Origin of the sequence: Lachnotalea glycerini (assembly GCF_003201285.1) — a bacterium.
GTDB classification, from domain to species: Bacteria; Bacillota; Clostridia; order Lachnospirales; family Lachnospiraceae; genus Lachnotalea; species Lachnotalea glycerini.
Window position 1 is genome coordinate 358439 of record NZ_QICS01000001.1, and the last position, 13016, is coordinate 371454.

Below are 13016 nucleotides of genomic sequence, written 5' to 3' on the forward strand. Positions count from 1 at the left end.
GGAAATATTTACTATATTATCTAACAACAATAAACTATACGTAAAATAGTATTTACATTTCTCTTTATTAATGCTATAATTCGAAAAAAGGGGAGGTACATACTATGAAAAAACAAATTATTTCTATATTAATTGCATGTACATGCATCACATCCGCAGCAGGAATAACTGCTAATGCCGATAGTACAGTTTTATTCAATGCTTCTATTAACAAATTTGCCAATACAGCTATATCATCTGATTCTACAGATCAGTGGAATGCTCTGCATTCTGGCTATGCTACTTATACCGGCTCAGGATATTCAGGAGGCTGTGCATTACTTGATCCAATATCATCCGATATGGAAATCACAGCCTTGAATCCAGATGATTATAATAGTTATGGTATAAAGGCTGCTTTGGCCGGAGCATATTTACAGGTGGAAGGACCAAACGGCTCTACTATTGTTTATGTTACCGATTTATATCCAGAGGGAGGGAATGGAGCACTTGATTTATGTCCCACTTCTTTTGCCAAAATAGGTGATATGTCGGCAGGCAAAATCGATATTTCATGGAAAGTAATAAAAGCACCGATTACCGGAAATGTATCATACCGCATTAAAGAGGGCAGCAGTCAATGGTGGGCAGCTATTCAGGTCAGAAACCATAAATATCCGGTATTAAAGATGGAATATTATAAGGATGGGCAATGGATTAATATGGAGAAAATGCAGTGGAATCATTTCGTTGGAACGAATATGGGAACAGGCACCATTCAGATTAGAATGACAGATATCTGCAATCACGTAATCACAGATACGATTGATTCACTCCCTCAAAGCGGAACTTCAGCGGCATATATTGTGCCGGGAAATGTACAATTTCCTGATTAGGGGTAAAATAAAGCATTGTATTAAATTAGTATTATTAAATATACTATTTGATACAATGCTTTTTTGTTTTGTTCTTTCATAGGAAGTCCATGTTGTTAACATATAAAAGTATTTTCTATTGCTTCTCAATCTGCTCGGGCGCGAAAGTGTCTGCGATGTCTAGTCAATATCAATTTTCAATCAAGATATGATATCAAACAAAAAAAAATACACTTTTTTACACTTTTTGTCGAAAAACAAAAAAATATTATACATTTGAAAAAAAATAGCACATAGATATGCCCTAATAGAAGCGCTAAAATCAACCTATAACTGTTAATGATTTTTTACAGAAGGAGGTAACAGTGTGAAAAAGGCAAAATGTTTCAGCGACAGTCATTATCCGATAGGAGAAATTAATGACAAGTTGTATTCTTCTTTTACCGAGCATTTGGGAAGAAGTATCTATTCAGGTATCTATGAGCCTGGACATCCGGATGCAGATGAAGATGGATATCGAAAAGATGTCATGGAACTTGTGAAAGAATTAAATGTTCCTGTCATAAGATATCCGGGAGGTAATTTTGTTTCTTGTTATGACTGGCATGACGGAATCGGCCCCAAGGACAAGCGTCCAAAAAGAATGGATTATGCGTGGGCCAGTATCGAAACAAACGAATTTGGAATTGATGAATTTTGCAGGTGGGCCAAAAAGGTTGGAATCGAACCCATGATTGCGGTCAATCTTGGTACTGGAATCATTAAGGATGCCGGTGATTTGGTTGAATATTGTAATCACCCGGGGGGAACCTATTGGAGTGATTTAAGAGCCAAAAATGGCAGCCCAGAGCCTTACAATGTTAAGTATTGGTGTCTTGGCAATGAAATGGAGGGAAGCTGGCAGGCAGGTCATTTGTCAGCAGAAGACTACACAAAAAAGGCACTTGAGGCAGCGAAAATAATGAAATGGGTTGATCCAACCATTCAATTAGTTGCCTGCGGAAGCAGTTATGAAATGCTGCCGACGTATCTTGACTGGGACAGAACCATGCTCTCAGAGTTATATAATCAGGTAGATTATTTGTCAACACATAATTACACCATGAATGCCGGACAGGGAACCACTAATTATGTGGCATCTTATAAGCAATTGGATCAGCATATTAAAAACAGTGCATGTGCAATTGAATATGTAAAAGCCAAAAAGCATTGCGAAAAAGATATTAAAATCTGTTTGGATGAATGGAATGTATGGAATTTTCAGGATATTAAACTTGACTCTTTGGATGATTTGCAAGGGCTTACCACCTTTGAAATGACATCAGCCGGAAGATGGGAAATTGCACCGCCGATACTGGAGGAGAAATACAGCCTGCTGGATGCAATTGTAGTCGGAGGACTTGGAATTACACTTTTAAATAATGCAGATGTACTGGAAATTGCATGCCTTGCGCAGTTGATTAATGTCATTGCTCCAATCACAACCATGAAAAACGGCGGAATTTTCAAGCAGGCCATTTATCATCCGTTTCATATGTTAAGTACTTATGGAAGAGGAACTGCAATGAAAGCCAGCACAGAGGCTCCCAAATATCATTGCGACTTTGGTGATTTATCTGTCGTTGAATCGGCGGTTGTTTACAATAAAGAGAAGGATGAAGTACGTATCTTTGTGCTAAACTGTGATCAGGAAGAGGAAGTTGAATTTGAAATTGAACTGCAAGGTTATGGCAATAAGCAAGTTAAGAAACATCTTGTTTTAAGTGGTGATGATTATGAAGCACGAAATACCTTTGAAAATCCAGATAATGTCGTAATGAAAGAGCTGCCAATTGAGGCTTCAAAAAATCTGACCGTGCTTCTTCCAAAGATGTCATGGAATGTGATTATCCTTGGGCAATAGCCTTTGGGGATGGAGGTAGTAATGAACTCGAAAGCGATATTAAAAGTAAAAAATATATCGAAGGATTTTGGACTGACTCATGCATTAAAGGATGTCTGTGTGGAAATAGAACAGGGGGAGATTATCGGACTGATTGGTGAAAATGGTTCCGGCAAGTCAACCTTATCATCCATTATTTCAGGCGTTTATCCGGCTTCTTTAGGCGAACTTGAGTTGGATGACGAATTCTATAAACCATCCGATACAAGGGATGCCCAAATGCATGGAATCAGTATGATTGCTCAGGAAATGGGAACGTTACCGGGAATACGAGTTGCCGATAACATTTTTCTTGGAAAAGAGCATTTATTTGCAAAAGCGGGTGTAATCAACCGCAAAAAAATGTATCAGGAAGCCTTAAAGGCAATGGAAAAAATAGGAATTACCAACATACGACCAGAAGCACCGATTGTTCAATATAGTCTTGAGGAACGAAAGCTCATTGAGGTTGTGCGCGCTCTTTATTCTAATCCTAAGATTTTTATTGTAGACGAAACGACAACCGCACTTTCCCAACGAGGAAGAGATATTATTTATGGAATTATCAAACAGTTTAGGAAAGAAAACAAGACCGTACTATTTATTTCACATGACTTGAAAGAGCTGATGGAAATCTGTACCCAAATGATTGTATTAAGAGATGGAGTATTGATTGCACAGCTTGAAAAAGAAGAGTTTAATGAAGAAAAAATTAAGGAATTGATGGTAGGACGAAAGCTGACCGGTGATTATTATCGAAGCGATTATGATGGTCATTGTGAGGATGAAGTGGTTTTAAGTGCAGATAATCTATATATAGGAACAAGCCTAAAAGGCGTATCGCTTAAGCTTCATAAAGGTGAAATTCTTGGTATTGGAGGGCTTACCGATTGTGGAATGCATGAACTTGGAAAAGCACTTTTTGGAGTTAAATCTCCTTTATATGGTGAGGTGAGGCTGCAAAATCAAGAAAAAATCATTTCAGAAAAGCAGGCAATAAAAAATAAAATAGGCTATGTTTCCAAAAACCGCGATCAGGAAGCTTTGATATTATCTGCAAGCATTATGGAGAATATCGTAATACCATCCTTTCCAAAGCTTAAAAAGGGACCTCTTATTTTGAAAAAATCAGAAAAAGAGTTTACAAATAAGCAGGTTGAAAGCTTAAACATTAAATGCCGGGAAATTACGCAGGACGTACGAGAATTAAGTGGTGGAAATAAGCAAAAAGTAGTATTTGGAAAGTGGCTTGGTAATGAATCTGAAATATTTATTTTGGATTGTCCGACAAGAGGAATTGATATCGGCGTGAAAGCATTTATGTATCAACTGATGTATCAGCTCAAAAAAGAAGGAAAATCCATTATCATGATTTCAGAGGAGCTTCCTGAACTGATTGGAATGAGCGATCGAATATTGATTATGAAAGATGGAAAAATTCAAAAATCCTTTGAACGATCAGAAAGTTTGAATGAAACCAAACTGATTCGGGAAATGGTATAGGAGGGAATCGATTGTGAATAGCACAGTAACAAAAAGACAGGAGACAGCGCAAAATTCAAGCGAGCTGTTAAGAAAAATTGTTCCCTTTCTTGGAATTATACTAATGATTCTTGTTTTTCAATTTTTTGGAGACGGTAAGCTTTTGACAAGAGCAAACTTAAACAGTATTCTAAATCAGACCGTCTATGTGGCAATCATGGCATTTGGTGCAATTTTTGTCTATTCCCATGGAGGAATGGATCTGTCATATGGCGGTGTCATAGGCTTTAGTGTTTTAATTTCTATTTTGGTAGCAAATACCGGTGCACCCGTAATTGTTATATTCATAACGAATATTTTAGCAGCATTGGTATGGTTTCTCTTAAACGGAATGGTTTCGGTATATTTAAAAGTGTCTCCCTTTATTACTTCATTATGTATAATGTACATGTGTCGTGGTATCTTAAATACAGTATGTGCAACACAAAAATATAGTATTCCTGTGTATCTGTATGATTATGATAATCAGGCATTCAAGCTTTGTATGCTGATAGGAGTCTATCTTGTCTGCTATCTGCTATTTGAAAAGAGCAGTATCGGTAAAGCGAATAAGGCAATTGGTGGAAATTCAGTGGCAGCACAGCAAGCTGGAGTAAATGTAATAAAAACAAGGATGATCGCTTATATCATCAGTGGCATCACAGTTGGGATTGCAGGCTTTATACTGATGGCAAGAGCAGGAAGTGTCAGTACCTCTACCGGACAGGGGTTGGAAATGAATGTCATAACTGCATTGGTTTTAGGTGGCGTTCCTCTTTCAGGAGGTTCTCGCGTCAAAATGATTGGCGCACTAGTTGGCAGCTTCTCAGTTATCCTGTTACGTAATGGTCTGATTATTATGGGAGTGAATGAACGTGTCATTGAAGGAATTCAAGGAATCGTTTTATTACTATTGGTTTTCTTAACATACGTTAAGAACAAAGATGGGATTTTAAAATAGGAGGAAAAGGTATGAAGAAAATTGCAGCATTATTACTAAGCTTTATCATGGTTTTTTCATTAATAGGATGTGGAAGTTCAAATACTACAACAAATGATCAAACTCAAAAAACAACTGATACAACTGAAACAACCGATGCAACCGAAAACACTACAAATACGCAACAGGGACAAGTATGGTCTGATCAGTCGGGGGCTGGTGAAACCTGTGGAGATGAAAATGGTAAATATACAATTGGTGTCATTATTCATACCACTACTGACTTCTTATGTTCTAAGTATAAAGCTTATACAGACTATTTAGGAAAGAATTATGGCGTAAAATTTAATTATTATATCATTGAAAATTTTGCAGATGAAACTTATCTTTCCGCTATTGAAAATTTATGTGCACAAGGTGTTAATGCTATTATTACAACAAATTTTTCAGGTACGGCAGTTTTACAAGGCTTAAAAACCTGTGAAGAAAACGGTGTTTATTTAAGCGTTGGTTTTTCTCAGATTGATGATAGTATTAAAGAACAAGTATATGCCAGCAAATATTTTGTAGGTGGTTCCTATGAAGCAGATTATGATGCGGGCTACGAAATCATTACAAGCTTAATTGATTCTGGATGTACCAACATTGCAGCAATTGGATATGAACCGGGTATTACTTGCCATGACAGACGTTGGGAAGGTATGATGCAAGCATTTAAGGATCATCCTGAAGTGAAAAAAGCAGGTGAATACAGAGGTCTTGAATTTACCAAAGCAGTAGAAGACTTTCTGGCTTCAGATAATACGATAGATGGTATCGCAATCACCTTACTAGGTATCGAATATTGCTCAGAACCTATTAAATCAGCAGGCAGAGATGGCCAAGTTAAAATTGCATTCTGCGACTTGTCTGAAAATTGTCAGGATAGCTTAAACAGTGGTGATACCGTATGCGCAATCGGCGGACAGTATGTAGATGTTGTATTCCCATTTGTATTACTTTATAACGCATTAGAAGGCAATCCTCTTGATAAAGTAGAAGTACCAGTTAACTTTATTATTTGTAAATCAGGACAAGAATTTTCAGATTATATGACTTATTTGCATAATGACGGCGTATATGCATGGACAACGGATGAGATTGACAAAGTAATTAAGTCGAAAAACAGCGCTGCAACCTCTGCTGATTTATTAAAAATGGGTTCTAGCTACAGTATCGAGGATACGATTGCAAGACATGGTGAATAATCCGTCCGTTTAGGAAAGGAGAAGAAGATGAATACAATATCCACCAATTTAAAAAATTCATGGAAAGTAATATTATTGCCTGTATTTGTATATGCTTTATTCTTTATCTGCTCAGGAGGCAGCTTTGGAAAGCCAACAAGTATACTCATGAATTTGAAACAGACACTTGCTCCAACCTTGATTTCTTACGCAATGTGCTGTAATATGCTTTGTGACCGCATGGATTTAAGTGCAGGTGCAGTTGTAATGCTATCGGCAATGTTTGGTGCCAAATTAGTGTATCTCTATGGAATAGGCCTGATCCCGTTTGTATTAATTGTTGTTTTAACCGGAGTTGTTTTGGGAATTATATCTGGTGCAATGTATTTGTTTTTAAGGGTTCCGGCCATTGTTACAGCATTAGGCGTATGCATGGTATATGAAACATTGTCTAACCTTGCAAGCATATCCTGGGTAACAGCAATCAGCGGTGAAATTACAATGCTTGGAAGATTTCCCTATTGCTTCATTCTCTTTGGATTGATGTTTGTACTGTTTTACCTGATCTTTAATTATACTAAATTTGGATATCATGTAAGAGCTTGTGCAAGCTCCCAGCAAATTGCCAAAAACATTGGCGTCAATACAAGAAAAACAGCATTTTTATGCTATGTGGTATCCGCCCTGTTTTTGGGTGTGGCAGCATTATTAAAAATATCAATACAAGGATCTATTGATACTCCAATGTATATGTCAAGTACAAACATTATTTTTAACTGTATGTTAGGAATCTATGTAGGACTTGCATTAGAACAGTACTGTAACCTGCTTATCGGGATTTTTATCGGAAACTTTGTACTAAACATGTTGACAACCGGCTTACTAAGTCTTGGCTTGTCTGCTTCCCTACAGGATACGGCATCTGGTATTTTCCTTTTAATTATTATGATTTTTACCTATAATAATCAAAGAGTCATTGACTTTATTAACAGTCAAAAGAAAAAGAATGAATTAATCAAGGCGAATCAATAAATAATTCGGCACCCAAAGTCATAGAATACAGGATATACTCTTGCATGGCTTCGGGTGCCGTTATATACTTATCTTTAGAAAATATTCGGGGTGAATACTATGATAAAAGTCTTGTTAGTTGATGATGAACGTCTGGCATTAGAGTACTTAGAAAACATTATAAGCTGGGAGTATTATGGTTTTCAGCTAATTGGGGTAACAACAGATTCAGAACAGGCATTGCAGCTATATAAAAAGTATAAGCCTGAGCTTGTTATTTCTGATGTAAAGATGCCTGGAATGAATGGCTTGGAATTAGTAAATGAAATCAGAGATTATGGTGGAAAATCGCATATCCTTTTTTTATCGGCATACAAAAATTTTGATTATGTAAAACAGGCAATTCGCTTGGATATTGATGATTATCTGTTGAAAAGTGATTTGCAGGAAGAAACCTTTCTGAAAAAGATTTTGAACCTTAAGGAGGAAATTGATAAGGAAAAGGCAAAAAGCCAATATACAACAGGAATTATAATGGAGGAACTGTTTAATAAAAATACACCAGAAGAACATTATAAGCTTATATTAGATGAAAACGATTATATCCGTATTCACAAGAAATATTTTTATATTATATTGGCTCAAAAAATTCCACCAAGGTTTTTGGATAAATATTTTGGACAATCGGGTCTGCCAGCCCCCTCCTTTGAATTTGAATTCAGCAATGCATGTCATAGCTTTCAGGAAGATAGCCAGATACAAACGGCTGCCATTGTTGCAATCAATAAAAATGAATATGTGGCAGTATTGAATGTTGATTCCAGTATGATTTCTCAAATGGATGTTACTGAAAAACTGTATGAATTTTCCCGAAAGATATTTAGCAAAATGAATCAAGAGCAGGAGCATCAGTTTGATATCTATTATTACAATAAAAAAATGTCCTTAAGGCAATTCGGACGATTTTATCACGAAAACAAAAATGAATTATCACAACGATATTTAAAAAAGCGTGCTCAAATTATGGAATTTAATGAGTTTAAAAATAATGAGCAGCAGATGAAAGAACCAAAATCAATTACCTCAGAAGAAATCTATCAGATGATTAAGCAAAAAAAGAAAGAAAATATTGAACAATGTATGCAAATAATCAAAAAGGCCGTGACAGAAGAGTCTTATTTTTCCTATCTGTGGTATATCAAGAACATGTTTGAGGCAATCAGTTTTTTTGAGGGCGCACTCTCAGGTGCGAAAAGCGGCAGAAAATTTTCGCTGATAGAAAATAGTGCCTTATATGATTTTAGGAATCCTAATGATCTGGTTGATTTTATTACCTTTAAGCTAGAGGAGATATGGTATATCATCAGTGAAAGTGAAACCATAGCTTATTCAAGTGTTATATCAAGTGCAATCCGATGTATACGGGAGAAATATTGTGATCCACAGCTTACCTCAGCAGTTGTGGCAGGCAACATCAATATCAGTACTTCATGGCTTTCAACGAAATTTAAAGAGGAGGTAGGCATCGGTGTCAGCGATTTTATAAACAATGTACGTATTGAGCATGCGAAAAAAATGCTTGATGAAAAAGACTATATGGTTTATGAGGTTTCTGAACAGGTAGGCTTTACATCAAGCCAGTATTTTAGCAAAATTTTCAAGGATTTTGTTGGTGTCACTCCAAACCGCTATCGTAAAAACCATATGGATAAAGAAGGATTGTTGCATGAAACTGAAAAATAAATTGCTGATTTCCCAAATCATTGTTTTTCTGACTATGTTTATTACACTGAACACTGTACTTTCTAAAATAGTATATATGACGGTAAGCAAAACAGACTGTGAAAACGCCATGACGCTAAACGAACAAATCATGACGCGTATTGATCAGTACTTCGAGGAACTGGAGCGTTTTACATTAGTTGTCGCAAACGATGAAATGCTAAATGTTTTGATAGAAACATATAATAAGGAGCCAACTAATGCAAACGAATCCAAAATAAGACTCTATTTATCAGGACTTGGCATCAGGGATAAAATACAATCATACGCAGTTTTGGGTATTTACGTTAATGTTCAAAATTCAAAAAAAGAGCTTCATTTTACAACCGTAGGACTCTCCTCCAGTTTAAAAAATTATGTACAGAATACAATTCCAACAATCAGTCTGGACAACACAACGGGAAAATTTATCGATCCATTTACCTATGACGGTGATTCTACGACTGTATTTGGAAACAAATTCAATATGGCTTATGGCTTTATCAGCCCATACAGTGTAAATCAAATGCAAGGAAGTGTAACCGTTATTGCATCCTTTGACCAGATTATATATATTGCAGAAAATATGAAAGACTACAGTCATGATTACCTGCTACTGGATAATCAAAATGAGGCAATCAAGCCAAGTGTAGAAAACTCCAAAATAGACATTACGAAAGCGTTGAGCCATCTTACCTATGGAAAATCCTATAAAGAAGGCTTTTTTAAAGAGAAAGATGCAATCACTACCGTCCGATATTCAGACTATGGTGAATGGAAGCTTGTTTGTCGGCTTACCAGAGCAGATATTCTTAAAAACAACAGCTCATTGATTCTTCTTGATCAAATTTTAGTTGCAGTATTTGGAATCTGTGTCGTTCTTATCATGATTCCTCTTGTTCAGAAATTTACAAGACCATTAAGCAAAGTATCAGAGCAAATGGGAGAAATAGCAAGGGGAAATCTTAAAGCAAGGGTGGTAGTCAAATCGGAAGATGAAATCGCAGAGGTTGGCAGAGCCTTTAATATTATGGCAAAGAAGTTGCAGGAAAATATTGATAAAATGCTGGAACAGGAAAAACGGGAGCAAAAAATGCGCTATAGCCTAATGATTTCACAGGTAGATCCACATTTTATTTATAATACCATGAATACCATTACCTATCTGGCTCAAAAAGAAAGAAGCGAGGATGTAATCGCTGTGAATAAAGCTATGATAGAAATTCTAAAGGATCGGCTCAGAGTTGATATAAAAAATGTATTTGATACACTGGAACAAGAGATTAAGGTAGTAGAGCAATATTTAATTATTCAAAATTACAGGTATGCAGATACCTTTAAAGCGCAAATCAATATTCAAGATGAGGTAAAAACTTTCTATGTAGCCAAAAATGTATTGCAGCCCTTGGTTGAAAATGCATTGTTTCACGGGGTATTATGCAATAAAGACGAGGATGGAGAAACGATTGGAGGCTGTATTACAATTAATGCAATACAGGCCAATACGGACATTCTTATCTCTGTGAAAGATAACGGAATTGGTATGTCGGAACAGATGCTTGAAAAACTAGAGGAGCAATCTGTTTCAAAAATACGTGGGGAACATATTGGAATACGAAATATCAAAGGAAGAATTAGGTATATTTATGGTGAAAACTGTTCTTTTATCATTCAGTCAAAAGAAGGGGAAGGAACAGAGGTTATTATTAAATTACCTGTTATAAGAGAAAATGGAGGAAACATAGATGATATATCCTAAATTAAATGATGAAAAAAGAATCGAGCTATTAAATCCGCCTCAGAAAAAGCTGAGGATGGTATTAGATACGGACACCTATAACGAAGCAGATGACCAGTTTGCACTTGCCTATGCCCTACGCTCAGTTGAAAAGCTTGAGGTAGAAGCAGTATATGCTGCTCCATTTTTTAACGGACGTGTTAAAAGTCCAAAGGAAGGGATGGAGAAAAGCTATGATGAAATATTAAAGATATATCAACTGACCAACGAGGCTTCTGACGGTAAAGTATTTCATGGAAGTGATTGCTTTTTAACCGACAAAGAAACACCGGTCATTTCAGAGGCTGCTCTTGATTTGATAAAACGAGTAAAGAGTAGTTCCAAACCTTTATATGTACTTGCTATTGCTGCAATTACAAATGTCGCCAGCGCTATTTTAATTGATCCGTCTATCATAAATAACATGGTTGTTGTATGGCTTGGAGGGCATCCACATTTTTGGAAACATACCTGGGAATTTAATTTAAAAGGCGATATCAAAGCAGCTCAGGTAATATTCGACAGTGGTGTAGCGCTCATACAAATACCATGTATGGGTGTTGCCAGCGGATTAATGACTACAGATTATGAATTAAACCATTATTTAAAGGGAAAAAGTGTAATTGGTACCTACCTTGCAGACACGGTATGTAACTTCGCGAAAGACGAATCATTTTTCAAGGAGTATAATAGTATTGTAGATCAGTATCTGGAGGGGACAGCAGATTATCCGGATGACTTATGCGGTATCAATGATTACAGCGTAGAAAAATATGCATATTCAAAAATAATATGGGATATTGCAACGGTAGGATATGTAGTAAATCCCAATTGGGTACATTCAGTCATGACAACAACGCCGATTATTACAGACGATGCACATTGGAAATTTGATGAAAATCGTCATCCAATGAGAGTTTGTACCTATATCAAGCGTGATTGTGTATTTGGAGATCTGTTTTACAAATTATCAAAATAAACTGCATAAATGAATAGGGGGATACGAAATGAAAGTATTAACTGTACAGGACTATCAGCGTGTACGCAGTTGGGTTTATCGATATGCCAAGCATCTTGATATAACAAGATGGCGCTATCATTTTGAAAATGGAAGCAAGGAGGATGTGTTAGAAGCACTTTTGTTTTATCAAAACAAAGATGGAGGGTTTGGACACGCTCTTGAAATCGATTGCTGGAATCCGAATTCAACACCTGTATGTACCTTTATTGCATGGGATATACTAAAAGAAATTGGTTGTGATGACAAAGAAAATCCTATTATCAAGGGTATGATGAAATATTTTGAGAGAGGAGAAGTTTGGACAGAGCATGGATGCTTATGGTCGATACCCACCAACAATGAATATCCGGTTCAACCTTGGTATCTCTTTCCAAATGCACCATGGTTTCCAGAAGATTGGCCTCCTGAAAATTATACGAATGCCAATTTTATAAAGTTTGTTCTTAACTACTTTGATAAGAACTCAAAAATTTATAATAACGTATACAATATAATTGATTACCGACTATCTTTTATGTCAAAGCTTTCTAATTTCTTTACATTTGCCAAAAGTGATATCGAGCAAACAATAGAAACAAACGATTGGATTGAATTTATAAGATGTCTACAAAAATATAACCTAAAAAGCAACGACGAATGTGTACAGCTTTTTACAGAGCTATTGAATATTATGAAACCAACTGCCAATCAAGACGTATACGAAAATTGCAAAAAAAGAATCGAAAATGAAGATAAAATAGATTCACATGAGCTTGATACAATGGTTGATCAGATAGTAAACGGAATTTGGTCCGAACACGGATTAAAATGTGATAATCCGGAACAAAAAATCAACGAGATAGCTTCTCTAGGTGAACTTTGGTGGCCAATTTATAGTATAGTTGATACATTACGAGTATTAAAAAAATATAACAGATTAGAGTAACTTTTTTAACCATTTAATCATTAATTACATAATTATCCTTGTATTTAAAACTTTTTAGC

General features: G+C 36.0%; 10 protein-coding genes. All 10 read left to right on the forward strand.

Annotation, left to right across the window (positions count from 1 at the left end; all coding sequences use genetic code 11):
- Positions 1-104: 104 nt before the first annotated feature.
- Positions 105-875, forward strand: coding sequence for an expansin EXLX1 family cellulose-binding protein (locus tag C8E03_RS01445; protein ID WP_278321159.1), 771 nt, complete (start codon positions 105-107; stop codon positions 873-875).
- A gap of 346 nt (positions 876-1221) precedes the next feature.
- Positions 1222-2757, forward strand: a complete 1536-nt coding sequence (gene arfA, locus C8E03_RS01450; RefSeq protein WP_110290086.1) for an arabinosylfuranosidase ArfA — start codon at positions 1222-1224, stop codon at positions 2755-2757.
- Between the two features lie 21 nt (positions 2758-2778).
- Complete coding sequence (locus C8E03_RS01455) at positions 2779-4278, forward strand: sugar ABC transporter ATP-binding protein (protein WP_110290087.1); 1500 nt, start codon at positions 2779-2781, stop codon at positions 4276-4278.
- 13 nt (positions 4279-4291) lie between these two features.
- On the forward strand, positions 4292-5257 hold the full coding sequence (locus tag C8E03_RS01460; RefSeq protein WP_094379755.1) for an ABC transporter permease: 966 nt from the start codon (positions 4292-4294) through the stop codon (positions 5255-5257).
- Positions 5258-5268: 11 nt separating this feature from the next.
- Positions 5269-6483, forward strand: coding sequence for a sugar ABC transporter substrate-binding protein (locus C8E03_RS01465; protein WP_094379757.1), 1215 nt, complete (start codon positions 5269-5271; stop codon positions 6481-6483).
- Positions 6484-6510: 27 nt separating this feature from the next.
- Complete coding sequence (locus tag C8E03_RS01470; RefSeq protein WP_094379759.1) at positions 6511-7494, forward strand: ABC transporter permease; 984 nt, start codon at positions 6511-6513, stop codon at positions 7492-7494.
- A 99-nt stretch (positions 7495-7593) separates the two neighbouring features.
- Positions 7594-9216 (forward strand): response regulator transcription factor, encoded by a 1623-nt coding sequence (locus C8E03_RS01475; RefSeq protein WP_110290088.1) that lies wholly within the window; start codon positions 7594-7596, stop codon positions 9214-9216.
- Entirely contained in the window at positions 9200-10993 is a 1794-nt protein-coding gene (locus C8E03_RS01480; RefSeq protein ID WP_094379763.1) for a sensor histidine kinase, read from the forward strand. The genes C8E03_RS01475 and C8E03_RS01480 overlap by 17 nt, the downstream gene beginning before the upstream one ends.
- Entirely contained in the window at positions 10980-11990 is a 1011-nt protein-coding gene (locus C8E03_RS01485; RefSeq protein WP_110290089.1) for a nucleoside hydrolase, read from the forward strand. Before C8E03_RS01480 ends, C8E03_RS01485 begins: the two co-directional genes overlap by 14 nt.
- 28 nt (positions 11991-12018) lie before the next feature.
- Positions 12019-12957: a hypothetical protein gene (locus tag C8E03_RS01490; protein ID WP_110290090.1), complete on the forward strand. Its 939-nt coding sequence runs from the start codon at positions 12019-12021 to the stop codon at positions 12955-12957.
- Positions 12958-13016 lie beyond the last annotated feature (59 nt).